The sequence below is a fragment of the Lyngbya sp. PCC 8106 genome, from assembly GCF_000169095.1.
Classification (GTDB): domain Bacteria; phylum Cyanobacteriota; class Cyanobacteriia; order Cyanobacteriales; family Microcoleaceae; genus Capilliphycus.
Map to the genome: position 1 here is coordinate 112,437 of NZ_AAVU01000005.1, position 25,150 is coordinate 137,586.

Genomic DNA, 25,150 nt, shown 5'->3' on the forward strand with positions numbered 1-25,150 from the left:
CCCCTAATTTTTTTTCAATTACTCAACGAGCCAAGACATAATGCTCGGTTCCCAACCGCTCAGATCTTCTTCTTTGAACCACAAGCTGATCTCACGGTTGGCAGTTTCAATCGCATCAGAACCATGAATGAGGTTGCGACCCACACTCACAGCATAGTCACCCCGAATTGTACCGGGTTCTGCGGTTAGCGGGTTGGTTGCACCAATCATTTTACGAGCGGCTGCCACAACACCATCACCTTCCCAGACCATCGCTACAACGGGGCCAGAGGTGATAAACTTCATCAGACCATCAAAAAAGGGCTTCCCTTTGTGAACCTCGTAGTGATTTTCCGCCAGTTCTCGACTAACACTCATCAGCTTCAAACCGACGAGGGTAAATCCTTTTTCTTCAAAACGGCTAATAACTTCACCCACTAAGCGGCGTTGAACACCATCGGGCTTGATTGCGATAAATGTGCGTTCCAAACCAGTCTCCTCAAATTTGCTCGAAACCTACATCATCCAGATTAACCCGAGATTGATCGTTTATTGGAAATCATTTGGGGAAATAGGTTTTCACTCGGACAATTCAAAGATTGCCTCTGTCTGTGCCTCAATGTCCACTAACCACGTTAAACTGTCTAATCGAGGCTTAAACGCGAGGATCGCAAATAATATGGAGTTGCAGTCTATTAACTCTGAAGATCAACCTAGAAAATCATCTCCCTCTGGAAAGTTAAAATCGACTAACCCTAACCCGAATTCTGTTGAATCATCGACTCAAAAATCTTGGACAATAGAAGATAGTGAAAAATTGTATCGCATTTTGGGGTGGGGTGAGCCTTATTTTGCGATTAATTCTGCTGGTCATATTACCGTTTCTCCCAAAGGAGATCGGGGCGGTTCTCTCGATTTGTTTGAACTGGTAGAATCCCTCAAACGCCGCAATTTGGGCTTGCCTTTATTAATTCGTTTTCCAGATATTCTTGAAGACCGGATTGAACGTTTAAATGCTTGTTTTGCGAAAGCGATCGCCCGTTACAAATATCCGGGAAATTATCGAGGGGTTTATCCCGTAAAATGTAATCAAGAACGACATTTAATAGAAGATTTAGTTCGGTTTGGTCAACCCTTTAAATTTGGCTTGGAAGCCGGATCTAAACCGGAATTATTAATTGCCTTAGCCATGCTACAAACGCCCGGTTCTCTGCTGATTTGTAATGGTTACAAAGACCGGGATTATATCGAGACGGCAATGTTGGCGCAACGGTTAGGGCATACGCCAATTATTGTTATGGAACAACTCGAAGAAGTTAATATTGCTATTGAAGCGAGTCGTCATTTAGGCATTCAACCGATATTAGGAATTCGAGCAAAACTGAGTACAAAAGGCATGGGTCGCTGGTGCGGAACAACAGGCGATCGCGCTAAATTTGGCTTAACTATTCCTGAAATGATTCAAGTCGTTGAGGCGTTAAAATTAGCCGGATTATTAGAGTGTTTACAACTGCTGCATTTTCATATTGGTTCCCAAATTTCTTCGATTAGTGTAATTAAAGATGCAATTCGAGAAGCCAGTCAAATTTATGTCGAACTTTCCCATCTAGGGGCAAACATGAAATATCTAGATGTGGGTGGAGGTTTGGGGATTGATTATGATGGATCTAAAACCAATTTTCAGGCCTCTAAAAACTACAATATGCAAAACTATGCCAATGATATTGTAGCAGAAGTCAAAGAAGCTTGTGAGGAACGAAAAGTATCCGTTCCGACGTTAATTAGTGAAAGCGGACGGGCAATTGCATCTCATCAATCGGTTTTAGTTTTTGATGTTTTAGGAACCAGTGAAGTTGCGAAAAATGCTCCCCCTTCTATCACAAAAGAGGATCATTTAATCTTAAGAAATCTGACAGAAACCTATCAAGCGATTAACCCGGATAACTATCAAGAAGCCTATCACGATGCAATTCAATTTAAAGAAGAAGCAATCAGTTTATTTAACTTTGGATATCTGAGTTTAAGCGATCGCGCTAAAGCTGAACAACTTTTTTGGTCTTGTTGTCATAAAATTCAGAGTATTGTTCGGGTGGCAGAGTATGTTCCTGAAGATTTGGAAGACCTAGAAAAAATGATGGCCTCCATTTATTATGTGAACTTATCTGTGTTTAAATCAGCGCCCGATAGTTGGGCAATTGATCAATTATTTCCCATTATGCCAATTCATCGTTTAGATGAAGAACCGACTCAACGGGGAACATTAGCCGATTTAACTTGTGATAGCGATGGTAAAATTAGTCAGTTTATTGATTTGCGAGATGTAAAACCTGTTTTAGAGTTACATCCTTTACGAGAAATTGAAGCAACATCAACCCTAAAAAAATCAATTGAACCCTATTATTTAGCCCTATTTTTAGGAGGTGCATACCAAGAAATTATGGGGAATTTACACAATTTGTTTGGCGATCCTCATGTGGTTCATATTAAACTCACACCCCAAGGTTATCAAGTTGAACACGTTGTTAAAGGGGATACAATGACCGAAGTTTTGGGTTATGTTCAGTATGATGCTGAAGATTTAGTTGAAAATATTCGCCGTCAAGCAGAACTTGCCTTACAACAAAATCAAATCACCATCGAAGAATCTCAACGGTTGCTACAAAATTATGAGAGTAGTTTGGGGCGATATACTTATTTGAGTTAATCTGAATTGATCAAAAGCTGTAGGGTGGGTGACATAAAAGGTTTTACAATTATCACAGTAAATTCTGGGTTGTCACCCATCCTACATTTCTTGATTTTCTTCTAATTGTCAAGTTTTTAATTCTACCTACCCGACTTTGGTGAAGATAATGAGATCATGTTTAATTTAGAATCCAATAATAAACAAGTTAAAAAAGCTGTAATTCCCGCAGCAGGTTTTGGGACTCGGATGTTTCCCGCAACGAAAGGATTAAAGAAAGAGTTTTTTCCGATTATTGACAGGGACGGACGGGCGAAACCGATAATTTTAGTAATAGTTGAAGAAGCAATTCAAGCGGGTATTGAAGAAGTAGGGATTATTGTACAACCAACGGACAGAGAAATTTTTGAAGCTTTTTTTAAACATCCCCCCAAACCGGAATTATGGAACAAACTCTCAGAAGAACGACGAGACTATAGTGATTACTTACAAACAATCGGAGAAAGAATTACGATTCTAACTCAAACTCAACAAGAAGGATATGGTCATGCGGTATTTTGTGCGGCTGAGTGGGTGAATAATCAACCTTTTTTATTGATGTTAGGTGATCATGTTTATCGTTCAGATTTAGAGATTAATTGTGCGCGTCAATTATTAGAGATTTACAAACAAGTTCAACAGAGTGTGATTGGGTTGAGAATAACACCCGGAGAGATTATTCATCATTATGGTTGTGTTGCGGGAACTTTTCAAGACACAGAACAAATCTTATCTCTGACTCAAATTTATGAAAAACCGAGTTTAGATTATGCGTCTATTCATCTTCGGGTTGAGGGGTTGAATGAGAATCAATTTCTCTCGATTTTTGGTTTATATGTGTTGGAACCGCAGATTTTTGAGATATTAGCCGCCCAAATTCAAGCCAACAAAAGAGAAAAGGGAGAATTTCAGCTTACCTCTTGTCTGGAAATTTTACGACAACAACAGCCAATAACAGGGTATATTATTAAAGGTCAATGTTTGGATACCGGATTACCGGAAACTTATCGTCAAACCATGATTGAGTTTGGGTCGAGAGTATAACTTTTATTTTTCCAGAATCAAAAAGAGACTCGGATCGCACTATACCGATCTGATTAAAATCATTTAAGTGTTAACAGGACAAGAATTCTGATGCTGGCTAAACGAATTTTACCGTGTTTGGATGTCAACGCAGGTCGAGTGGTGAAAGGGGTTAATTTTGTTGATCTCAAAGACGCTGGAGATCCGGTTGAACTCGCGTCTATTTACAATGAAGCGGGCGCCGATGAGTTGGTGTTTCTCGATATTACCGCCACTCACGAACAGCGAAATATTATTTTAGATGTGGTTTATCGCACCGCCGAACAGGTATTTATACCCCTCACCGTTGGCGGGGGTATCCAAAACTTAGAAATGATTAAAAATTTGTTAAGAGCGGGGGCCGATAAAATTAGTATGAATTCGGCTGCGGTTCGTGATCCAGAGTTTGTCAGTCGGGCTAGCGATCGCTTTGGGGCGCAGTGTATTGTTGTAGCGATTGATGCTCGTCGCCGTTGTGATCCAGATAACCCTGGGTGGGATGTGTACGTGCGGGGAGGGCGTGAAAACACCGGAATAGATGCGATCGCCTGGGCTGTGGAAGTGGCGCAAAGAGGCGCTGGAGAACTTCTGGTAACGAGTATGGATGCAGATGGCACACAAGCGGGATATGATTTAGAATTGACTCGAACGATAGCGGAAAATGTCGAAATTCCGGTGATTGCTTCAGGGGGCGCTGGAAATTGTCATCACATCTACGAAGCATTGACAACAGGACGAGCAGAAGCGGCGTTATTGGCTTCCTTACTACATTACGGCCAATTGAGTGTAACAGAAATTAAGTCTTATTTGACCCAAGAGCAAGTTCTGATCCGAAATTCTTAAATTCCGCTAAATAGCGATTCATTGTGATTGTCGGGGGTATTGCTGATTATACAGGTTAATAAGATTAATATTTATCTCCAAATAGTTACAAAACTCCTGTTAGAATAGAGGAAATGTTACGAAACGTAACTTATGCTGATTCCTATTCTAATAATTGACGTTGCTTTGGTCGCTTGGTCTGTGCATCTGATGCAACAAGCTGCTCGTTATCGCGAATTCTCCTTTGTCTTGGCAGGTATCTTGGTTGCTATTTCGGCAGCCGCGATGATACTGGTTTACTTTTTAATGGGATCTTGCGTGGAACACCTTTTTCAAATTTCTAATCACTCCTATTCTTACTCCTCTTTTTAGGAGAGGATGGTCATTCTAGGTTATCTGAGTGGGGGTTAAACCAGTCTTGTATTTTCTAAAGCTGAGTAAGTTGGGCGAGATGATTGACAAATTGATCTCAACTGAGCTATAGTAATAAACTGTGCAAGGGGCTATAGCTCAGTTGGTAGAGTGCCTCAATGGCATTGAGGAAGTCAGCGGTTCGAACCCGCTTAGCTCCATTACCTTGCGTCTCTTAACGAACGTTGTGGCGATCGCTATTTCAAACGGCCTGAACGTAAAATACTGACGATCAGCCATAACCCAAAGAAACTCGCCACCCCAAACAAAGCGTTTGTCAAGATCGTCACTTGAGGAGTTTGTGCGCCTGTGGTGACAATGGCGGCTCCAATAATGAGAGCAGCAACGACAATACTAAACGAAAGTCGATTAGCCGAATCATCTAAACTGCGACGTAGAGGGTCTAACTCAGTCAGAGTTAAATTCCATTTCAGCGTTTCAGACGTGACTCGATCTAATAACTGTTCAACTTGACGGGGAGACTGCAAAGATAAACTTTTCATATCTAAGGCAGTTCTTAATACAGTTTCTAAAGGATTATCTCCCAACAATTGACGTTGAAATAAATCTGTCATTAACGGTTTAATTTCTTCCAACAAATTCAACTGTGGATCAAAAGTTCGAGCGACCCCTTCTAAATTGGCTAAAGTTTTAGAATATAATCCTAAATTACTGGGAAGTTTGATTTTATTATTACGAGCGAGTGCTAAAATCTCATAAAACACTTCCGAAAACTTAATTTCAGACAGGCTCAAATTATAGTATTTCCGTAGCATTTTAGCATACTCATTTTCCACCTTTGCCAAGCTGGGAGGACGAGCCGACTCAGCAATTCTGAGAGTCAATTGAGTGCAACGTTGAGCATCGAGATCGACAATAGCAAGCAGCAATTCTGTCAAAGTTTGTTGACTACGGGGGTCAAGACGACCGACCATTCCACAGTCAAGTAAAGCGACTCGACCATCATCAAGATAAAACAGATTACCCGGATGAGGGTCAGCATGAAAGAAGCCATCAATATAAAATTGTTTAAAGAATACTCGACACACTAAAGTGCTAATTGCTTGACGTTCGGCTTGTACATCTCCGTGATAATTTTTACCTTCTATTTGTGCCGTTAAAATCGGTTTGCCAACCAGCCATTCTAAGACTAATAACTTGGGTGTTGTCCTCTCCCAATAGACTTTGGGAACCATAATTTTTTCAGGGTCAAACCACCGACTGTCAGCCAAATTTTTTCGTAATATTTCTGTATGTTGAGCTTCTTTGGTAAAATCCAATTCGGCTCTCAGCGCATTCCCAAATTCATCAGCCAAAGCTGAAATATCATAATCTTCGCCAAAGTCCGTTAACGCGACTAATTCTCCTAAGCCTTTGAGAATGCCAATATCTTTTTCAATGATTCTATCAATACCCGGACGCTGAACTTTTAGAGCCACTTCTTGACCACTGTAGAGAGTCGCACGATAGGTTTGAGCAATAGAACCTGCGGCGACAGCTTGGGTGTTAATTTCAGCAAATACATCCTCTACAGGTTGTTGTAACTCTTGGCGCAGTAAGGTTTCCATCTGTGACCACGGTACTGGCGGAACTTGCGCTTGCAGGCTGGATAACGTTTCAATGTAGTCGGCGGGTAAAATATCGGGGCGAGTGCTGAGTAACTGTCCTAGCTTGACGTAGACCGGGCCTAACTCGATTAAAATATTGCGAAGTACCTCAGGGGTTGGTAAGTTAGGTTTATCAGTTTTGCCTCCAGTCAGGAGACCTCGCATATAATCCCAACCGTTGCGGAACACAACTTCAGCAATTTGAGCTCGGCGAGAACTGGTTTGAGTTAGATTAGAGATCACGATACCTTTCCAATAGATGGGGTCTATATCTTCTGTATTGTAATCGTTTGTAAAAAAGATAGACAGAGCTGATTTTTTGTGTTAACCCGTACACAGGGTATCCTCTCGCAGAGACTTCATATTCAACATCCCTAACTCAGTCATTTTAGAACTCAACGAACTTACATGAACTGGCGATATCTCATTCCCTTTTTTGACCCCACAGTAGAACATTGGTCGATGGAAGCCCGCCTCTTGCGCTGGTTAACTTTTTTGTGGCTGAGTGTAGGGTTAGTTGTGGTTTTTTCTGCATCCTATCCCATCGCCAATATTGAACATGAAGATGGACTGTATTATTTCAAAAGACAGGTTCTTTGGATGTTCGTCGGCATGGTGGGATTTAATATTATTGTTAGAACTCCTATTCCTTCGATTTTAAGAAGCGCACGAATTGGTCTTTTTTCCATTTTAGGGTTACTGGTTTTGACGCTGGTTCCAGGTTTAGGAACAACAATTAATGGAGCAACTCGTTGGATTTCTCTTGGCCCGTTGCTGCTACAACCGTCTGAGTTGATGAAGCCTTTTTTAGTTCTACAAAGTGCTTGCTTTTTTTCTCAATGGAATCGTCTAGTTTGGAAAACGCGACTGATTTGGTTAGGTATTTTTTCACTGATTTTGTTAACAATTTTGATTCAACCGAACCTCAGTACAACCGCTTTGTGTGGAATGACGCTGTGGTTAATTGCGTTAGCAGCAGGATTACCTTTACTTTATTTAGGCGGAACTGCTTTTGGCGGGATACTGTTAGCAACAATTAGTATTAGTTTAAATGAGTATCAAAAACTTCGGGTTTTGTCTTTTATGAATCCTTGGGCTGACCCGATGAATGATGGCTATCAATTGATTCAAAGTTTGTTAGCAGTGGGTTCGGGCGGTGTTTGGGGGACAGGATTAGGATTGTCTCAACAAAAGCTGTTTTATTTACCGATTCAATATAGTGATTTTATCTTTGCCGTTTATGCTGAGGAATTTGGTTTGATTGGCGGTATTTTATTACTTTTGTTGCTTGGAACTTATGCTACAATCTCATTGAGAGTGGCTTTAAATGCTGATCGAATTGAACATCAATTAGTCGCCATTGGGGTGATGGTGGTGATGGTTGGTCAGTCAATTTTAAATATTGGTGTAGCGACGGGGACATTACCCACGACAGGTTTACCTTTACCGCTATTTAGTTATGGGGGAAGTTCAATGATTGCGAGTCTAGCTTTGGCTGCATTATTGATTCGAGTTGCCCGAGAAAGTAATACAGCAGAAGTTGTTTCGCTTGAAAAACCTCGTTTAGAAACTCGACGAAGAAAATCACTTTCTCAAAACAATTAATCTGAAATCAAAAAAATAACCTTATAAAAGGCAGAATTCAGAATTTATGTTCTCTCTGCCTATAACTCTATTCATTATCTAAGATGAAGTTAATGTACCTCACTTAATCGTTTAAAATTCACTAAAAGTTCATCTTTGGGATGAGGAGTCGGTGAAACAGTCATCTCTAAATTTTGGTTGGGAAGCAATTCCCACTCATATTCTCGTAATAACATTGTCGCTAATACTTTCATCTCCAATTTAGCAAATTCTTTCCCCAAGCATTCTCGCATTCCGCCCCCAAACGGAATATAACCATAGGGTTTTTCCTCCGTTCTTTCGGGAGAAAATCGATCTGGATCAAATTTTTCGGGTTGATTATAAATGCTATTATCTTGATGGGTTTTTCCGATTTGATAGAGAACAGTCCAACCCTTCGGAAATGTATAACCGTTAAACTCGCAAGTTTCGATAACTTCTCGAAATGCACCCCCCACAGGTGGAATAAACCGCAACACTTCTTTTAAAACTTGATCTAAATAGGACATCAATTTCAACTGTTCAAAGCTGAGAGGTTCTGTGAGTTGAATTTGTTGTTGTTCTAATCTTGCTTTTGCTAAAACATCGGGATGTTGGGCGAGAAGAAAACAAAAAGCAGTAACGCTAGAAGTTAGGGTTTCGTGTCCCGCAAATAACAACGTTAAAATTTGGTCTTTGAGTTCTTCAACACTCAGACTATTTCCGTCTTCATCTTTGGCTTGCAATAATAAACCTAACGCATCTTCACCCGGTTCGGCTTGTTGTTGACGTTGACGAATAATTGTTTCAATTTGATTCAACAATTTTTTGCGACAATTTAACGCTTTATTAAACTTCGTTCCCGGTAAACGCAAGGGAAGCGTAAATAATCCTTGACACCAGGTTTCAAACCATTCGCCCATTTCCGTTTCAGAAGCCTTTTCATCACCAACAAATAGCTTACAGGCGACATCAAAGGTATATTTTCTTAACTCTGGATACCAAGCAAACGTTTTCTGCTGTTCCCATTTTTGCAAGTAGCGACGAGTCATTATTTCCATTGTAGGAACGTACCCCGCCAACACCCTCGGTTGAAAGGCTTGGGCTAATAATTTGCGGCGAGATTTATGAATATCTCCGGTTTGAATGGTTAAAGATGCTGGCCCTAAAAGGGCTGTTGTACTCGGTGGCCAACTATTTTCAAAGTATTTCTTTTCATTCGTAAATATAAACTGATTGGCTTCAGTTCCAATCATCATAATTGTGGGGTTACCAAAGATATTTGTTTTGAAGACTGACCCATATTTTTGATGTCGTTTTGTCGCAAAATCTCGATCTCTTAGAAAACTAAGGGTTTCGCCAATTAACGGTAAACCGAGACTTCCGGGGGGAGTTGGATAAGATTGTTTTTTTTCTGAAGTTGTCATGGGGTTGAGTTTGAAGTTCTACTGTGAGTTAGTTTAACAAGTTTTTAAATAGTCTGTTTGAGTTTCATCTAATCAAGTGTTTACTGGAAAATATCCTAACGCATTTAACGCTAATAACCCCGCCCCAAAAGCAGGTTCATAACGGGGTAAAATCACGTTAGCAGTCGGGGCGACAATTTGGAGAGATTGAATGTATTTTGAACGAAAGTTGTTCATTCCTTGAAACACTCCGCCTATAGTTACTATTTCAACGGTTTCATCGGGTTTAAATAAACTGTCTATGGCTATTTTTGTGGCGAAGACTAATTCTTCGATAGCTGTATTAATAATGTGATTGGCGATTTCATCTCCCTCGTTTGCAACGTTATCAACAATTTTAGCTAAATTAGCAATTTGTGAAACCGTCCATCCCCGTCTATAAACAACTTCGATTAAAGATTCTATATTACCGAGGTTTAAATGTTGTTTGAATGCTGAGATTAATTGAGTTGAACCCAACCGCCCATCATAGGATTTTAACGCCGCTTTCAACCCCGAAATGGCGATATAATACCCGCTTCCTTCATCACCCAATAGATAACCCCAACCCCCAACTCGCTTGGTTTTTCCCTGGCTATTTTGTCCGAATATTTGTGAACCTGTTCCCGCAATCACAACGATTCCAACTTGATGACCTAAACCTCCAACTAAAGCAATAATACTATCACTTTTAATGATTGTAGAATTTGTTGTTAATTCCCAATTTATTGATAAGTTTGAGTTAATTTGAACTTGTTCAATTAAGTTTTTAATACTGTTAAAATCTTCTTCTCGACCCACACCAGCGAGTCCAATTCCCAATCCTTGAATCGAAATATTATTGTAATTTTTGGAGTCTAAAAAAACAGAAATTGCTTGATTAATAGCAGTTTCAATGGCATTTTTAGCAGAATCAATCCCTACAGTTTGATAATTTGATGACCCGGCTTGTCCGCGACTGAGAATATTACCAGCTTCATCGATTAACAAACAAACTGTTTTCGTACCACCTCCATCAATACCGAGTACATAAACCATGAGAAATTCAGAAGTTCAAAAAAAACCAAGACACAGAAAACACCAAGCAAAGAATGAACCTTCGTGTCTTTATGTCTTGGTGGTAAATTTATCTATAAATCAATAGATTTTCCCAGTTAATTTAAGAAGCGATAATCAATTTTTTCGCTCGTTCAGCCCGGGCTTCTGCTGAGTCCATCACTTCGGGGAATTTCTCAACAATTTCCCCTGGATAATTTTCTAACAGTCGAGTGGATAAAGAAACGCGACGTCGCCCTTCTTCAAGATCAATCACTAATGCTTTAACCGCTTGACCCACGGGGAATAAAGTCGGAAGCGACTCAATATATTTCTGACTGACTTCCTTAATATGAATCAATCCGGTCACGCCATCTAAATCAACAAACACACCAAACGGTTTAACGCTACTAACTTTCCCTTCAATTAATTGACCGACTTCTAGCTGACCAAAACTAACAGATTCTGAAGCTAAACGTTGAGAGAAAACCAATTTATTGCGATCGCGATCTAGCTCTAAAATATGAACAGTAAGTAACTGATCGATTAAGCTATTTAAGTCTTCCTTTTCACTCAAATGAGAGCGAGGAATAAATCCCCGTAGCGAGTCAAAATCTACTGTTACTCCCCCTCGGTTCATTCCAGTGACTCGAACTTGAAAGCTTTGAGCTTGCTGTTGAGATTCATTTAACCGATCCCAGACTTTTTCGAGTTCAAGTTGTCGAATTGAGAGGAGAACTTGACCCTCGGCATTTTGTTCACGAATGACTAAAAACTCTCGTTCTTCTTGGAGGGGTAAAATCTCAGACAAATCTTCAACATCGGCTAAAGAAGCTTCTTTTCGGGGTAAAAAACCAGGAGACTTTCCACCAAGAATGTCAATGTATACACCATCGCTCGTATATTCAAAAACCTGACCTCGGACAACTTGGCCTTTCTGGAGATCATAATCATGTTGCTCTAATGCTCTAGCAAAATCATCAAGAGAAAAAGACGTATTTTTCGTATTCATAGGAGTTCACAAGAAAACAAAGAATCAATTGATTGGGCTAATTTTTTTTATACTGACCCCCTTCTCAACTACCCAATTTCTGCGACTAATGTGTCTGGACTTTCCAATATAACCAATTCTTTCATCAGTCGGGAGCTATTGTTGCTAAGGTTGAACTGGATTGACATCCTCCCTCCGCTAAATCAGAGATTATAGGGGGGGATTCCTATCTTCACAGACAGGGTTTCCTGCTTCATCCACACGACTTACATCAAAACTGTCTCCAGTTTCAGTGCAGTGGTCGTCGTGTCCACAGGCTTGCGTTCCCGTATGCCCTACGGTACGGAGTCCCAGCTCCAAAATGTTTAGCGCAGCATTATGGTCACGGCAAAAGCTGCATCCGCACTGGCAAATATGAGTTCTCTGCGAGAGCGTTTTCTGAACAACCGAACCACATGAACTACATTTTTGGGAGGTGTACTGGGGTCGAACCGCTACCGTGACCACACCAAAGACTTTGCCTAAATATTCAATCCATTGCCGAAACTGATACCAAGCCGCATCAGAAATGGACTTAGCAAGGCAATGATTTTTAACTAAATTAGACACCTTCAAGTCTTCGTACGCCACCACGTCTGCCGACATGACCACGCACCGAGCTAGTTTTACTGCCCAGTCTTTACGCTGGCGTTGGACTTTTAGGTGTTTGCGTCCTAGACGATTTCTTGTCTGTTCACGGTTTTTAGACCCTTTTTGCTTTTTAAATAATCGTCTCTGTTCTCGTTTGAGTTGTTTCTCAGACTGTCTTAAGTATTGGGGATAATCAATTTGATTGCCGTCAGAGTCGGTGTAGAAGTGGGAAATTCCAACGTCTAGACCGACAGTGCGATGAGTTGGTTTTTTGGTGTTAATCCGTTCTTGATCAACAACAAATTGGCAATAATATCCATCGGCACGGCGAACAATCCTTACTCTTTTAATCTGAGAAGGTTGGTAGTAGTTTAGGTCACGACCACCCCGCATTTTGAAAGTTCCTGCTTTGAAACCATCGGTAAAAGTAATTTGGTCTTTCGTCTCCGATAGTTTGTATCCGCTAGTCTTATACTCTACGGATAAGCGGGTTTGATAGCGTTTGTATTTGGGGTAGCCTTTCAGGCCGCTTTTCCCAGATTTACAATTGTCGTAGAACCGAGAAATAGCTGCCCAGGTTCGTTCCGCCATTGCTTGACGTGCCTGAGAATTGAGTTGTTTTGCCCAAGGGAACGATTTAGCCAAAGTCTTGCAATAGCGATACAGGTCGTTTCGAGACTTAGCTTGCTGATCTTCCCAGAGACGCAAACATTTATTACGGATAAACGTAGCCGTTCTTAGAACTTCGTCCAAGATGGCAAACTGTTCTTTTGTTCCGTACAACTTAGCCTCGAATACTAACATTTATCACGTTTAACTCATGCTCTAATCATCACACGCCGTTCAAGGATAAGGCTGCCCTATCGGGCTTTTGTTTATTTGACGACGATTGATCACATCGCCAAATCAGAGATTGTGGCGAGAGCCTTCTCGTCGCAACCAGGTAAAGCCCCAATACCTAGTTTACTCGGTTGCTTTCAGTTCGTGACTAAAAAGCTGTTGAACCTGTTGCCAGGCGTCTGCTGCTGCTTTTTGATCATAACTCTCCCGTTGATCACAGAAGAACCCATGAGTCGCCGAGTAGCGGAAAATTTGATGAGAAATTTGATGCTGTTTCAACGCCGCTTCAATTTGATCAACCTGTTCGTTGGGAATTAAAGGATCTTCGGTCCCAAAGAACCCGTAGACGACCCCTGTAATATCGCCTGTACGGTTAACAGTGGGTTCACCCCCACCCGGAGTTCCGGTGACAATTCCCGCCCCATAAAACGAAGCCGTTGCTTTAATCTCCGGTAAAGTCGCCGCCAAATAAACGACATGACCCCCAAAACAAAATCCAATCGAACCAAACCCCTCGGGCTGAACTGATTTTAAACTTTTCAGGTAGTCAATTGTTGCTTGTACATCACTTAAGAGTTCCGATGCGATAGTTTGCTCCTTATATTTTCGACCCAATTGTAAATCTTCTGAACTGTAACCCACTTCAAAACCGGGAGCCTGACGTTGATAAATAGCCGGAGCGATCGCGACATAGCCCAATGCAGCAATTCGTCGAGTCACATCACGAATGTGATCATTGACTCCAAAGATTTCTTGAATAACAACAACACCTGGAAATGCTCCCTCGCCAACAGGTTCAGCTAGATAAGCGGCGATCTGTAAGTCCCGGCTCGCCACTGTAATATTAGCCGTGCGAATTTCTAAATCTGACATAATTCTCATTCTCGTGGAGCTTCTATATCAAAATATTTTTGCCAAACATAATTTCTCACTAAACTATTCTATAGTACAGGTCATTGCCCCTAAATAGACAAGTGACTCACCAAAACTCGTGATAAATTTATTAGTGATGCCCAAAAAGCAAAAACACTCCTATCCGAAAAACAGCTCTGTAGTACAGCCAAGAGATGGCGCGGATCTCACAAACCTGTTAAGAGCCGTGATAGTGTCCAGTTTGGCTGGGATGACTCAAGGATATCGGGGCGGTCGGTGAGTTCATCGGCACAGGAGAGTAACCCGTCGGTGCAGCAACACGACCCCTGATCAAAAACAACTCATATCGTTTTTCGTTTTTGGTCGCGTTGGGTGTGTAGTCGCTCAAGAAAGCCTCTCGCTTTTAGGCAGAGGTAGGTTACATTCCTATACAGACCCATGAAGCACAGAGGTTTCGTTTTTAAACTTCTGGGGCTGACTTAAGGAGATTTGTTATGGTTCAGTTCTATATTCAGCCAGATAGTGACATTCCTGCCTCTAACCAGTTATTTAACCAAATTCGGTTTGCGATTGCCTCCCGACAGTATCCACCGGGACATCGTTTACCCAGTACCCGTCAACTCGCGATGCAAACCGGACTGCACCGTAATACCATTAGCAAAGTCTACCGTCAGCTTGAAGATAGCGGTCTAGTCGAAGCTCAGGCGGGTTCCGGAATCTATGTGCGAGCTTTGGGTCACGAAGGAGGTTCTCGGCTGAATTCGCCGATCCTAGAGCATTATCCAGAAGCCAACAAAATCATTCAACGGGGTTTAGATGAACTTCTCTCTCAAGGTTGTACCCTTAGCGAAGCCAGAGAACTGTTTTTAGCCGAGATAGACTGGCGTCTGCGATGTAGTGCTAGAGTTTTGGTGACTGCCCCCATGCAAGATATTGGGATTGGTCAGTTGATGGCTCAGGAACTTGAACAATGCCTGCGGATTCCTGTACAGTTAGTCCCAGTCGAACAACTCGCTGAAACGATTGAGCAAGTCCCATCGGGAACCATTGTCACCAGTCGTTATTTTATTGGCCAAGCCGAAGCGATCGCAGCACCCAAATCAGTTCGGGTGATTCCCATTGATATTTATGACTACGCTCGTGAAATTGAACTGGTTCAAGATTTACCCAAAGGCACCTATTTGGGAATTGTCAGTCTTAGTTCTGGGTTGCTCCGAGCCACAGAGGTGATTATTCATAGCTTACGAGGTGAGCAAGTCTTGGTGATGACCGCTCAACTGACGGATACTTACAAAATTAACGCGATTGTTCGCAGCGCTCGGGTGATTATTTGCGATCAGGCGAGTTTTGAAACGGTGAAAGAATCTGTTCAAGGAAACCGAGATGAAATTATCCGTCCCCCGCAACTGCTCTGCTGTGAAAATTATATCGGTGCCGAGTCAATTAATCTACTGAAACGGGAGTTGGGATTGAAATAGCAGAAATTGACAACAACTTCCCTTAAAATAAATGGCAACTGGTGTTTAATGCTTCCGTCTCCTGTCCTGTGATCAACTCATCAAACTCAAACAACTATCATGGAACCTTCTATTAATCTCAGACAAGCGATCGAACGGCGACGGGCGGCTCGCGCTTTCAAAAGCGATATGATTCCCAGCGTGATCATACAGGAAATTCTCCGACTTGGCTTACAAGCTCCTTCTGGATACAACCTGCAACCCTGGCGGTTTATCGTTGTTCGCAGTCAGGAAAACAAACAAAAGTTGAAAGCTTGTGCGTTCGATCAGCGTCAAGTCGAAGAAGCACCTGTGGTGTTGATCTGCTGTGGCGATCGCCGGGTTAATCAATCTGATTATATTGAATCTGTGATTGAACTGGGTAAAGAGCAAGCGGCGATGAATGATGCCTATGCTGATTTTATCCGCTCTAGTGTTCCGGCGTTATTTGAAAATCGTCCCAGTTTTGACTCTCTCGAAGCTTGGACAAACCGCCACACGATGTTATCCGTTGCTTATCTGATGATTGTGGCTCAAAGTTACGGGGTTGATAGTTGTCCGATGGAAGGATTTGTGACGACTCAAGTTAAGGAAGCCTTTAAAATTCCCGAGGAGGTGGATGTTTGTTGTATCGTAGCGATGGGATATGCCTCGGAACCGTTTAAAAAGTATGGCGGACGCTTTAGTATACAAACGGTCTGTTATGGAGAAACCTATGGTGATTTTTTTGAAATTTAACGAAATTAGTTTTCAAAATTGTAGCCTTGAGGATGAATAATTTTTTCTGTATCGAACACTTTTATCAAGCACAAATCGGGTGTGTTTTAGCATCAGAGGAAAATAACCCATGAAAACTACACTTATTAAAGAAAAGTCAGGACAATTACAAAAAGATAACGCCCAAAATACTGCCGATGTTCGTCAAGATTCGTCGGTTGATATTCAAGAAAAACGCGAGGAACTCGAAACACTCAATCCATTTTCAGATTGGGAAGATAATCCTTTTGATCCTCAAGATCTCCAAGAAATTGACGCGAAACCCCAATCGGGATCTGAGAACCCCCAGTCAAAATCATTACGGGAAAGCCTCGATGAACAGCCAGAGGTTCCCGCCGAAAAGACACCAAAGAATTACTTACTAACTCCTCAAGTTGGCATCAGTTTATTGGCGATTTTTGGCTGTGTATATGTGATAACTCGCCCTTGTGTGATTGGTGAATGTCAGGTGATTGATACCGCCAAACAACAAGCTCAAAAGTCGGAAGAAACCATTAGAAATGTAACCACTTCTCAAGCACCTGGAATTGCCAAAGAACAGCTAGATGGAGCAATCAAACAACTCCAACAAATTCCTTTTTGGTCGCCCTATCATCGCCAAGCCCGAGCGCTTTTCTCGACTTATAAACAAGATTCTAAAGAGTTAGAGGCAGTCGTCAAAGCCTTATGGATGGCGGGGTTAGCCTCAGAAGAAGCCCAAAACCCTCCCTATGAAGTTGAGGAGTGGGATCAGATCAAAACGCGCTGGGAACAAGCGATCGCTCAACTCGAACAGGTTCCCCCAGAGAATACCATTTATCCTTTTGCTCAAAATCGACTCGAACAATATCGGGCAAATTTAGCCGAAGTTAGAGGACGCCTCGCTCTCGAACGTCAAGCCGGCCGTACCCTCGCCGAAGCCAAAAAAGTCGCTCAAGTCGCTCAAGCTCGTCAGGGAGTCGCCAGAGGCGTGGAAAGTTGGCAATTGGTTTATGATACCTGGCAGAGTTCGACCAATACATTCGCTTCTGTTACCCCCGGAACTACAGCTTATCAAGAGGCGCAACTGTTGCTAGCGCGATATCAGCCTCAGTTAGAAGATGCTCGAGATCGCAAAACGATTGAACAAGTTGGACAAGATGCTTACAACCGAGCGGTGAATAATGCCGATCGAGCTAATATCTTCGCGGAGCGGGGGGCTTGGTCAGAAGCGGTAAAATACTGGAGTCAGGCGATGACTTATGGGAAACGAGTTCCGGTGAGTAGTTCCTATCATGTGGAAATTCAACCGTTGATGACGTCTTATACTGAGTCTTGGAAGCAAGCAGAAGCGGAAAATAAGGTCGCTTCTCGGGTGAATAAAGCCCGTCAAGATTTGAAAACTGCTTGTACAGGTTCTCCGACTATTTGTAGTTATAGTGTGAGTCGAGATTTGATTACGGTTCGCCTCGCTCCTAACTATGTGGAGAAAATTGAAAATACTGCAATTACAGGCGATCGCAGTGGAAACCCCCAAAAACGCAATGAGGCGGAAAAACACGTTCAAACGTTGAAAATTGCCCTAGAATCCATTAGTGATAATGCTAAGATTCCTCTAGAAGTTTATAAGCCGGATGGTCAAAAAATTGGGGTTCATATCCCCCAATAATTAACCGAAGAATTCACTCAGGGGCGCTGCGGTTTGCGCCCTCTAAACATGGGTTGGATAATTTTGAAATAATCACGATCCGTGAAGTTAGGCATAATTTTTCTGATTAATAGACTCAACCTTTACCCTAAAATACTAAACTATGATTCAACCTTTACGTGAAATTCAAACCGCTCAAGGTGCGACATTAGAAGACTCTACAACGGTTCCTCTCAGTTTTGGAAATGATAGTGAAGCGATCGCGGCGACTCAAACCGGGGTAGCGTTATGTGATCGGAGTCATTGGGGACTTCTCCAGATTTCTGACGATGATCGACTGCGGTTTTTACACAACCAAAGTACCAATAATATTCAATCTCTGCAACCGGGACAGGGATGTGATAGCGTGTTTGTTAGTTCTACAGCCCGTACAATCGATTTAACCACGTTTTATGTCACCGAAGATGCGGTTTTAATATTAGTTTCACCGAACCGTCGTCAGATGTTAATCGACTGGCTAGATCGATATATATTTCCGATGGATCGAGTTGAATTAAAAGATATTAGCGATCAAAATGCTATTTTTAGTTTAATTGGGCCGCAAAGCCATCAACTTTTAGAACGCTTAGGAATAACCCCTCTAAGTGATCAACCTTATGCAACCCATCAACAGGTTGAAATAGAAAATATTCCGGTTCGAGTCGCCGTTGGGAGCGGTTTAACGACAACAGGATATACATTAATAGTATCCGTTGATCATGCCGTTTCGATCTGGAAAACCTTGATCGCATCAGGAGCGATCGCCATGGGAAATCGCACCTGGGAACAGCTTCGGATCGAGCAAGGAAGACCTGTACCTGACTCTGAACTAACTGATGATTATAACCCTTTAGAAGCGGGATTATGGAAAACAATCTCTTTTGAAAAAGGCTGCTATATTGGTCAAGAAACAATCGCTCGGTTAAACACTTATAAAGGGGTTAAACAACAACTTTGGGGACTGAAGTTAGAGGCGGCTGTCCCCGTCGGAACAGAAATTAAAGTTGAGGATAAAAAGGTTGGTAAACTGACCAGTTTTATTGAAACTAAAGCCGGATTTTTAGGGTTAGGTTATATTCGCACAAAAGCAGGTGGAAAGGGTTTAAAAGTGAAAGTCGGAACAGTCGAGGGTGAAGTTATAGAAGTTCCATTTTTAACCCATCCTGCGGAGTAAAAGGTCGGGAGGAGAAAGAAGGAATGACGAAGGAAAATCAATTCTTTCTCCCCGCAAGTTTAGGACGAATGGTGTGGAGCAAATTTTTGATAGAGCAAAGTTTGAACAGGTTCTCCACCATACAAATGATATTCAACAATCGTCGGAACTTCTTCGGGTTGAATGCGATTGTACCAGACTTCTTCCGGTAAAATTATCACCATCGGCCCATTACCACATTGTCCTAAACACCCTGTCGCTTCAATCCCAACATCAGGAATAGGTTCCGCTTGAAAAGCAGCTAAGACTTGAGCCGAACCTTGTTTACGACAGGTGCGATTTTGACAAACAAGAACCTTTTTTGAACATAAATGTGCCATAACCAAATAATTATAATCAGAATTTAAAAAGCAGCTAAATGAATGATTGCATCGCCTTGATTGACTAAAGGATTTTGTTGAGTACAAATCACCAACCCATTAATTGGAGCGCGTATCCGAACACTCGCATCTCCAAACGCATCAGAGATTACCCCTAGAATTTGTTTTTCGTAGACTCTTTCCCCGAGTTTAACACTCAAGAGTAAAATTCCACTGCTAGAAGCCCGTATCCATCGAGTCTTGCGGATTTCCACCGGCGCCTTTGGTCGAGAATGAACTTTCGGTTCGTACATTCCCAAAGCAGTCATCACCCGCAACACCCCTTCTACCCCAACCCCAATCGCATGAGGATCGAAGCGTAACGCCTCTCCCGCCTCGTAGAGTAACACCGGAATTCCCTGTTGAGTCGCAGCTTGTCGCAGAGAACCATCACGGGTTTGAGAGTGAATAATCACAGGCGCACCAAAAGCTTTAGCACATTCGTAGGTTTGGGGATCATCAAGGTTGGCGCGAATTTGAGGTAAATTATTGCGATGATCAGAAGCTGTATGTAAATCAATACCATGGGTACAACGGTTAACAATTTCTTCCATAAATAACAATGCTAACCGTCCTCCCAAAGATCCCCGTTTAGAACCTGGAAAAGATCGATTGAGATCACGACGATCCGGAAGATACCGAGATTGATCGATAAACCCAAATACATTTACAATGGGAACTGCGATCACTGTTCCTCGCAATTCTTGCGGCGAAATTTGTTGGAGAACTCGGTGAATAATTTCCACGCCATTGAGTTCATCCCCATGAATTGCAGCACTTAACCAGAGTCGCGGCCCCTTAGTCACACCGTTAATCACAACGACAGGTAACGACAACATTGTTTGTGTAGGTAGACGAGCGACTGGAATTTCAATGCGTCGTTTGTGTGCAGGGGGAACGGAAAATCCGCCAATTTCTATCATGCTGGTCAATTCACTATAAAATTAGATCGTAACGCCGAATTGATCGGGTAGAATAATCCGAGCAACGACACGCAAGGTTTTCTTCATGGTTTGTCGAGAGGGGAAAAGGCTTTTAAAATCAAAGGTTTTATTCGTTTTTTAGTTTAAATGACTTAAGAGTTCAGAGGCGACTCGACGATAATCAGAAGCGGCTTCACGGGCGTTGTTGCTTTTGGCTTGGGTAATGGGTACACCGTCGAGGGGACAGCGTTCGTGGGCTTTGTAGGAACGAATGAAATTTCTAAACACTGGAATTCCGGTTTCTTGCAAGGATTTTTGGGCTTCGAGTGCATCCCCCAAACTCCGAGGATCGACTTTCGTGAGGAGAACCCGATAAGCGACTTTTGCCGGAGCGATAGTGTGTCTAACGGTTTCAATTAAAGCCACTAAATCCATAGGTGCGGCTTGACTCGGGAGAACTAGAAAATCCGCAATGGCGATCGCTGTTAGTAGAGAACTTGATTGTAAAGCAGGTGGGGTATCGATCACAACTAAGTCAACGTTTTTGATTTGTTTGAGTTGTTGTAACAGTGGAGGACGGGTTTCACAAGATAACTCGAAAGGCATTTCACCCCGCTTAACCCACCAGCCCGCCGAATTTTGCGGATCAGCATCGACTAATAGCGTTGAGAAGCGTTTGGAAAGGATTGCGGCTAAGTTGACTGCGGTTGTCGTTTTACCCACGCCACCTTTGCCGTTGGTAATAACAAGAATTTTGGGCATAGTCTGTTTAGAAGGTGGAGAAAAAGGAGACTCTTAATTTTTAGGTTCTCCGAAAAGGAGAAAAGGGAGTCACAGATTACTCCGCCGTAAAACGACGGAGCCTGCTGTGACCGTTGGTCAACCTCTGAACAGACTTTAGTATATAGTAAACTTCTCCTATTAACCCTTGTCGCTCTCAATTATTAACTTAAATCATCTCTGAGGATTATTTTTTTTAGATAAACTCCCAAAGAAATCTCTAAATGAAGCCTTCGGGAGTTAGAGGTTTGAGGAGAGTTAAAGTGATTTATTCGACACTTACCCTTTCTCCAATTTGGTTATTTTAAAACCGTTTGCGAGAGTTCCGCATACGTCGGCGTTCCCGATGTCTCGCGATTTCTTTCCGCTTTTGTTTTTGAGCCAGTGTTTCAAAGTGACGGTTCTTTTTCATGTCTGCAAAAATACCTGCCCGAGAGACTTTTTGCTTGAACCGACGCAAAGCTGATTCTAGTTGCTCACTTTCACCGACGATAACTTGAGCCATTCGATCTCCTCTCCTGTAAATTTTTGCCGATCTTGCTCAACAGATCGCCTTTCATTCGACAGCAGCAAGACGGGTTTTATCCCGTCGCATACTGTCTAAATTTGATCTCCGTCAATCTCGGAACTTAATAGCGGTTAGAGAAACGATCTCCTCTACCTCCTTGACCAAAGGAGGAACCTCGATCTTCGCGAGGTCTTGCTTTATTAACTTTGAGGTCACGTCCCATCCATTCCGCGCCATCGAGCTTCTCAATCGCTGCTTGCTCTTGGGTATCCGCATCCATTTCGACGAACGCAAAGCCCCGAGGACGACCTGTTTCGCGATCCGTGGGGATGCTCACTTGCTTAACAGTGCCATATTCAGCAAATACCGATCTTAAATCTTCTTCAGTTACCTGGTAAGAAAGATTACCTACATAAACGGACATACAATTGACCTCCCAAATCGGATGAATGTAGAGACAGAGATTTCGGAAGGTGAGCAATGCCAAGTAAAACAGAACGAAACTGTCAGCACTGAAAGCAACAACTGCAACCGATATCCAATTCTCAGTCTTAATTGTAGCACGGCTTGTTTAGTCATCAATGCTGTTCCTACAAAACTGAGTGAAGGTGATTTACGGTGACTGTCACATCTGTCCTCTTTTGATAGCACTACCCATGAACATTAGGACACAGTTCAAATCTATCTTGATCTTGATGTTCTCTATCTAAACTGATTAACTTTGCAAAGTTATACCAATTCTTGATACCGTTGTACTTAATATAGACTGGGTTAGATTATCCTATTTAGTTCAAGAAACGATCCTGTACCAGTTATAATCCATCCCTTTAAATGAGAAAATCGGTTCTCCTTTGAATTTTAGTTTTCTGAACTCAATCTATATCTTTCTGAACTTTTACAATATCCGTTTCAAGTCTAAAATAAACCCCGGTAAAACATCCTCACCCGAAAGATGAGTTGGATTAACTAAAACTTCGATATTCCGATCTTTTCGATAAATTTCTACCTGTTTATTTTGCGGATCAATTAACCATCCAAGTTGAGCGCCATTATCCATATATTCCCGCAGTTTGGCTTGAAGTTTGGAAAGACGATCCGATTCAGACCGTAATTCTACAACAAAGTCAGGACAGAGGGGAACAAAACCTTTTTGTTGTTTTTCGGTTAACATTTCCCAACGGTTTCGACTCACCCAAGACATATCCGGAGAACGATTAGCACCGTTCGGAAGTCTAAATCCTGTCGAAGAATCGAAAGCTTCTCCTAACTCTTGATGTTCTTCATACCAGCGAGCAAGTTGTCCAATAATACTAAAGTTCCGCTTACCTGATTCGCCACCCGTGGGAGGATTCACAATTAACTCTCCAAGTGAGGTTCGTTCTAGTCTTAAATCCCGGTTAGTCATGGCGATCGCTTCAAACTGTTCTGGGGTGACATGGAGAACGATTTCACGAGGTATTTCTAAAGATAGAGTTTCTGATTCAAATGATATGTGCATGAGCAATCATCTCCACCTAAAATTTGAGTAAGTCAGCCTTGAACTCAATTATGAATGTAGAATGATCAATCCTGAAAAGAACTCCCGAATCGGAAAACAAAAATCTCTATCTTCTAAGAATCAATCTTTTGATCATTCATAATTTATAATTCTGTTCCTTGTCCGATATACTTTAACTTCCATAAACAACCGGAGATAAAGTTGGTAAAAACATGAGCTACAATCGGAACAAATACATTCCCTGTGATGATCGCACTATATCCCAAAATCAATCCAACCACGGTTGCCCAAATTACATAAGGCCATTGTTGAGAACCGCTAAAATGCAACACCCCAAAACAAACACTAGAAATCACTAACCCCATCGGAGTAAAGCCAAATGCAGCTAAAATCACACCTCGAAAAAGCAATTCCTCACTTAAACCCGGTAACAATCCTAACCACAACAAATCCGGCCACAATAGCGGAGTCAGTACCAACTTCAAATATAAATCAGCACTGCGACTATAAGCTGGCCAAAGGCGATAAATGACCGAACTAGCAAGAGTAATAGCGATCCCAATGGTCAAACCCCAAAAGAGATCAAGAGGGGTAAAATGCAGAGGTAACATCTCGATGTTCCCCAAAGAAAGCCACAATTTAGCGACAATAAACAGCAACGTCGCTGTTCCCCCCATCGCCACAAGAACTTGGGTGCGCGTTAACGATTCAAACTCGGGATTTTTAGGACTATGTTCTACCACGATATTCCCACAAAATTCAAAAACAAAAGACCAGTCTAACAACTAGAACTCGAATTAATTTTAGCGATCGCCAGCAGGTTTGGACGCAGAGTATTGGGATCAATTCCGGCTCTAAAAGCCGCCAAAACCCCTAAAGCTTCCAGATAAGAATTCACCGTGATAGCTTTTATTCCGAGTGATTCTGGAGAAACTTGCATCTGAGTTTGATTTTCCTCCACTGCAATAATCTGAGTCTGGTGATGACTAAAACTTAGAATAGCACTCCCACCGCAGGCTGTGGCAGGAACAACAACCGCATCGACAGTATTTCCCCAGATCAGATCCGATGAAAAATGGGAACCCGGAGTCTCGAATGCAGGAGTCACAAACTGCGGCGCCCGACTCAACCCCACCAAAACACAGGGAAGAAAAGTATACCCTAATTCTTCTGCGGCTGAACGGGGCGATAAATCGGGATCGAGCGGTAAAGTCGATAAAGCCGGAGCATGAGCGCAAGGAATGTTAAACTGGCGGACAATTAAGTGAGAGATCACGGCTTCTGCTCCCGCTAAAGGATCGACACCTTGGCCATGTCGGTACTGTTCGAGGGCGAGACTTTCTTGATCTTCAGGAAATCGAGTCACAACTGCGATCGCATTGGCTTTGGCTTTTTTAATCAAGACTTCGGCGCCGCGTAGCAAGCTACCAGGGTTGCCAATCGTCCCCCAGGAGGCTCCTGAAGCCGTCGTTCGTAGCTCAACCTCTATTGGGGCATCTGTAACGACATAATCGGTTAAACTTAAACCTAGCGTCGCTCGTGCAGCATCAGCTACTTGCAGATGGCGTTGGCGTAACTCGGGTTCAATGGCCTGATCGAGAAGTAACCCCACACGGTTCTGATGAACGGGTTGTAACCCCCAAGAGCCTTTTGCAAACTGATCGAGTGCATAGCCTTCGACATAAAACACATTTGACAAAGGCCAATAGAGTTGAGCGCCATTGAGAACGTTAGGATGAGTAATCAGGCGATCGCAAACTTGACTCATCGCCCGCGCTACAGGTAAAGCATCTCCAGCATACCCTCCAATGGCGGCACCGACTCCGGTTGGTACGATTAAAACTACAGTGTATGGACGAAACATAATTATTTCAATTCCGCAGACAACAACAGCGATTGCTCATTCCTGATAAATTGTGCCTTAGAATGGAA

The 25,150-nt window shown here is 42.3% G+C and carries 24 protein-coding genes and 1 tRNA gene; 10 read left to right on the forward strand and 15 right to left on the reverse strand.

Annotated elements, in window-relative coordinates:
* Window positions 1-18: 18 nt before the first annotated feature.
* Window positions 19-468: a nucleoside-diphosphate kinase gene (gene ndk / locus L8106_RS05230; RefSeq protein ID WP_009783173.1), complete on the reverse strand. Its 450-nt coding sequence runs from the start codon at window positions 466-468 to the stop codon at window positions 19-21.
* A gap of 190 nt (window positions 469-658) precedes the next feature.
* Between ndk and speA the strand changes: the two genes are divergently transcribed.
* The 5 genes from speA (at window position 659) to L8106_RS05255 (ending at window position 5,157) form a co-directional block, all read left to right on the forward strand.
* Complete coding sequence (speA, locus tag L8106_RS05235; RefSeq protein ID WP_009783174.1) at window positions 659-2,683, forward strand: biosynthetic arginine decarboxylase; 2,025 nt, start codon at window positions 659-661, stop codon at window positions 2,681-2,683.
* A gap of 156 nt (window positions 2,684-2,839) precedes the next feature.
* Window positions 2,840-3,745 (forward strand): sugar phosphate nucleotidyltransferase, encoded by a 906-nt coding sequence (locus L8106_RS05240; RefSeq protein ID WP_009783175.1) that lies wholly within the window; start codon window positions 2,840-2,842, stop codon window positions 3,743-3,745.
* A gap of 90 nt (window positions 3,746-3,835) precedes the next feature.
* The gene (gene hisF, locus L8106_RS05245) at window positions 3,836-4,606 is read left to right on the forward strand and encodes an imidazole glycerol phosphate synthase subunit HisF (RefSeq protein WP_009783176.1); all 771 of its coding nucleotides are present in this window, start codon (window positions 3,836-3,838) and stop codon (window positions 4,604-4,606) included.
* A 132-nt stretch (window positions 4,607-4,738) separates the two neighbouring features.
* Window positions 4,739-4,957 carry a hypothetical protein gene (locus tag L8106_RS33470; RefSeq protein WP_009783177.1) on the forward strand — a complete coding sequence of 73 codons (219 nt, stop codon included), beginning with the start codon at window positions 4,739-4,741 and terminating at the stop codon, window positions 4,955-4,957.
* 127 nt (window positions 4,958-5,084) lie between these two features.
* Window positions 5,085-5,157 (forward strand) — tRNA-Ala (locus L8106_RS05255).
* Window positions 5,158-5,193: 36 nt separating this feature from the next.
* Here the strand turns inward: L8106_RS05255 and L8106_RS05260 are convergent.
* Window positions 5,194-6,846: an AarF/ABC1/UbiB kinase family protein gene (locus tag L8106_RS05260; protein WP_009783178.1), complete on the reverse strand. Its 1,653-nt coding sequence runs from the start codon at window positions 6,844-6,846 to the stop codon at window positions 5,194-5,196.
* Between the two features lie 165 nt (window positions 6,847-7,011).
* Between L8106_RS05260 and L8106_RS05265 the strand changes: the two genes are divergently transcribed.
* Window positions 7,012-8,208 carry an FtsW/RodA/SpoVE family cell cycle protein gene (locus tag L8106_RS05265; RefSeq protein ID WP_009783179.1) on the forward strand — a complete coding sequence of 399 codons (1,197 nt, stop codon included), beginning with the start codon at window positions 7,012-7,014 and terminating at the stop codon, window positions 8,206-8,208.
* An 89-nt stretch (window positions 8,209-8,297) separates the two neighbouring features.
* Here the strand turns inward: L8106_RS05265 and L8106_RS05270 are convergent, their stop codons facing one another.
* From L8106_RS05270 to L8106_RS05290, 5 genes are all read right to left on the reverse strand, one after another.
* Entirely contained in the window at window positions 8,298-9,632 is a 1,335-nt protein-coding gene (locus L8106_RS05270) for a cytochrome P450 (protein WP_009783180.1), read from the reverse strand.
* Between the two features lie 72 nt (window positions 9,633-9,704).
* Window positions 9,705-10,688, reverse strand: coding sequence for an N-acetylglucosamine kinase (locus L8106_RS05275; RefSeq protein ID WP_009783181.1), 984 nt, complete (start codon window positions 10,686-10,688; stop codon window positions 9,705-9,707).
* Between the two features lie 121 nt (window positions 10,689-10,809).
* Window positions 10,810-11,697 (reverse strand): S1 RNA-binding domain-containing protein, encoded by an 888-nt coding sequence (locus L8106_RS05280; protein ID WP_009783182.1) that lies wholly within the window; start codon window positions 11,695-11,697, stop codon window positions 10,810-10,812.
* 189 nt (window positions 11,698-11,886) lie between these two features.
* On the reverse strand, window positions 11,887-13,110 hold the full coding sequence (locus tag L8106_RS05285) for an RNA-guided endonuclease TnpB family protein (protein WP_009783183.1): 1,224 nt from the start codon (window positions 13,108-13,110) through the stop codon (window positions 11,887-11,889).
* Window positions 13,111-13,269: 159 nt separating this feature from the next.
* Window positions 13,270-14,019 (reverse strand): dienelactone hydrolase family protein, encoded by a 750-nt coding sequence (locus L8106_RS05290; RefSeq protein ID WP_009783184.1) that lies wholly within the window; start codon window positions 14,017-14,019, stop codon window positions 13,270-13,272.
* 494 nt (window positions 14,020-14,513) lie between these two features.
* On the opposite strand from L8106_RS05290, the gene L8106_RS05295 reads away from it, so the two are divergent.
* The 4 genes from L8106_RS05295 to L8106_RS05310 all read left to right on the forward strand — a co-directional run bounded on the left by L8106_RS05295 (window position 14,514) and on the right by L8106_RS05310 (window position 19,111).
* Window positions 14,514-15,497 carry a GntR family transcriptional regulator gene (locus L8106_RS05295; protein WP_009783185.1) on the forward strand — a complete coding sequence of 328 codons (984 nt, stop codon included), beginning with the start codon at window positions 14,514-14,516 and terminating at the stop codon, window positions 15,495-15,497.
* Window positions 15,498-15,596: 99 nt separating this feature from the next.
* Window positions 15,597-16,253 carry a nitroreductase family protein gene (locus L8106_RS05300; RefSeq protein WP_009783186.1) on the forward strand — a complete coding sequence of 219 codons (657 nt, stop codon included), beginning with the start codon at window positions 15,597-15,599 and terminating at the stop codon, window positions 16,251-16,253.
* Between the two features lie 109 nt (window positions 16,254-16,362).
* A complete protein-coding gene (locus tag L8106_RS05305) occupies window positions 16,363-17,919 on the forward strand; it encodes a hypothetical protein (RefSeq protein ID WP_009783187.1) in 1,557 nt (518 codons plus the stop codon).
* 142 nt (window positions 17,920-18,061) lie between these two features.
* Window positions 18,062-19,111, forward strand: a complete 1,050-nt coding sequence (locus L8106_RS05310; RefSeq protein WP_009783188.1) for a folate-binding protein YgfZ — start codon at window positions 18,062-18,064, stop codon at window positions 19,109-19,111.
* 59 nt (window positions 19,112-19,170) lie between these two features.
* On the opposite strand, the gene L8106_RS05315 is transcribed toward L8106_RS05310, so the two are convergent.
* The 8 genes from L8106_RS05315 to L8106_RS05350 all read right to left on the reverse strand — a co-directional run bounded on the left by L8106_RS05315 (window position 19,171) and on the right by L8106_RS05350 (window position 25,082).
* Entirely contained in the window at window positions 19,171-19,470 is a 300-nt protein-coding gene (locus L8106_RS05315; RefSeq protein WP_009783189.1) for a ferredoxin, read from the reverse strand.
* Window positions 19,471-19,493: 23 nt separating this feature from the next.
* Entirely contained in the window at window positions 19,494-20,432 is a 939-nt protein-coding gene (locus L8106_RS05320) for a succinylglutamate desuccinylase/aspartoacylase family protein (RefSeq protein ID WP_009783190.1), read from the reverse strand.
* Window positions 20,433-20,570: 138 nt separating this feature from the next.
* Window positions 20,571-21,194 carry a ParA family protein gene (locus L8106_RS05325; protein WP_009783191.1) on the reverse strand — a complete coding sequence of 208 codons (624 nt, stop codon included), beginning with the start codon at window positions 21,192-21,194 and terminating at the stop codon, window positions 20,571-20,573.
* A gap of 322 nt (window positions 21,195-21,516) precedes the next feature.
* Window positions 21,517-21,717, reverse strand: a complete 201-nt coding sequence (gene rpsU, locus L8106_RS05330) for a 30S ribosomal protein S21 (RefSeq protein WP_009783192.1) — start codon at window positions 21,715-21,717, stop codon at window positions 21,517-21,519.
* A gap of 124 nt (window positions 21,718-21,841) precedes the next feature.
* On the reverse strand, window positions 21,842-22,144 hold the full coding sequence (locus L8106_RS05335; RefSeq protein ID WP_009783193.1) for an RNA-binding protein: 303 nt from the start codon (window positions 22,142-22,144) through the stop codon (window positions 21,842-21,844).
* Window positions 22,145-22,615: 471 nt separating this feature from the next.
* Window positions 22,616-23,218, reverse strand: coding sequence for a Uma2 family endonuclease (locus L8106_RS05340; RefSeq protein WP_009783194.1), 603 nt, complete (start codon window positions 23,216-23,218; stop codon window positions 22,616-22,618).
* A 143-nt stretch (window positions 23,219-23,361) separates the two neighbouring features.
* The gene (locus tag L8106_RS05345; RefSeq protein WP_039895561.1) at window positions 23,362-23,961 is read right to left on the reverse strand and encodes a CPBP family intramembrane glutamic endopeptidase; all 600 of its coding nucleotides are present in this window, start codon (window positions 23,959-23,961) and stop codon (window positions 23,362-23,364) included.
* 35 nt (window positions 23,962-23,996) lie between these two features.
* The gene (locus tag L8106_RS05350) at window positions 23,997-25,082 is read right to left on the reverse strand and encodes a DUF3326 domain-containing protein (RefSeq protein WP_009783196.1); all 1,086 of its coding nucleotides are present in this window, start codon (window positions 25,080-25,082) and stop codon (window positions 23,997-23,999) included.
* Window positions 25,083-25,150 lie beyond the last annotated feature (68 nt).

Excerpts from the sequence above, each read along its gene's own strand:
- L8106_RS05325 (WP_009783191.1), bottom strand. The coding sequence starts at position 21,194 with ATGCCCAAAATTCTTGTTATTACCAACGGCAAAGGTGGCGTGGGTAAA.
- L8106_RS05290 (WP_009783184.1), bottom strand. The coding sequence starts at position 14,019 with ATGTCAGATTTAGAAATTCGCACGGCTAATATTACAGTGGCGAGCCGG.
- L8106_RS05285 (WP_009783183.1), bottom strand. The coding sequence starts at position 13,110 with ATGTTAGTATTCGAGGCTAAGTTGTACGGAACAAAAGAACAGTTTGCC.
- speA (WP_009783174.1), top strand. The coding sequence starts at position 659 with ATGGAGTTGCAGTCTATTAACTCTGAAGATCAACCTAGAAAATCATCT.
- L8106_RS05240 (WP_009783175.1), top strand. The coding sequence starts at position 2,840 with ATGTTTAATTTAGAATCCAATAATAAACAAGTTAAAAAAGCTGTAATT.
- L8106_RS33470 (WP_009783177.1), top strand. The coding sequence starts at position 4,739 with ATGCTGATTCCTATTCTAATAATTGACGTTGCTTTGGTCGCTTGGTCT.
- L8106_RS05310 (WP_009783188.1), top strand. The coding sequence starts at position 18,062 with ATGATTCAACCTTTACGTGAAATTCAAACCGCTCAAGGTGCGACATTA.
- L8106_RS05350 (WP_009783196.1), bottom strand. The coding sequence starts at position 25,082 with ATGTTTCGTCCATACACTGTAGTTTTAATCGTACCAACCGGAGTCGGT.
- L8106_RS05320 (WP_009783190.1), bottom strand. The coding sequence starts at position 20,432 with ATGATAGAAATTGGCGGATTTTCCGTTCCCCCTGCACACAAACGACGC.
- hisF (WP_009783176.1), top strand. The coding sequence starts at position 3,836 with ATGCTGGCTAAACGAATTTTACCGTGTTTGGATGTCAACGCAGGTCGA.
- L8106_RS05295 (WP_009783185.1), top strand. The coding sequence starts at position 14,514 with ATGGTTCAGTTCTATATTCAGCCAGATAGTGACATTCCTGCCTCTAAC.
- L8106_RS05335 (WP_009783193.1), bottom strand. The coding sequence starts at position 22,144 with ATGTCCGTTTATGTAGGTAATCTTTCTTACCAGGTAACTGAAGAAGAT.
- L8106_RS05315 (WP_009783189.1), bottom strand. The coding sequence starts at position 19,470 with ATGGCACATTTATGTTCAAAAAAGGTTCTTGTTTGTCAAAATCGCACC.
- L8106_RS05280 (WP_009783182.1), bottom strand. The coding sequence starts at position 11,697 with ATGAATACGAAAAATACGTCTTTTTCTCTTGATGATTTTGCTAGAGCA.
- L8106_RS05270 (WP_009783180.1), bottom strand. The coding sequence starts at position 9,632 with ATGACAACTTCAGAAAAAAAACAATCTTATCCAACTCCCCCCGGAAGT.
- L8106_RS05305 (WP_009783187.1), top strand. The coding sequence starts at position 16,363 with ATGAAAACTACACTTATTAAAGAAAAGTCAGGACAATTACAAAAAGAT.
- L8106_RS05300 (WP_009783186.1), top strand. The coding sequence starts at position 15,597 with ATGGAACCTTCTATTAATCTCAGACAAGCGATCGAACGGCGACGGGCG.
- L8106_RS05340 (WP_009783194.1), bottom strand. The coding sequence starts at position 23,218 with ATGCACATATCATTTGAATCAGAAACTCTATCTTTAGAAATACCTCGT.
- rpsU (WP_009783192.1), bottom strand. The coding sequence starts at position 21,717 with ATGGCTCAAGTTATCGTCGGTGAAAGTGAGCAACTAGAATCAGCTTTG.
- L8106_RS05265 (WP_009783179.1), top strand. The coding sequence starts at position 7,012 with ATGAACTGGCGATATCTCATTCCCTTTTTTGACCCCACAGTAGAACAT.
- L8106_RS05275 (WP_009783181.1), bottom strand. The coding sequence starts at position 10,688 with ATGGTTTATGTACTCGGTATTGATGGAGGTGGTACGAAAACAGTTTGT.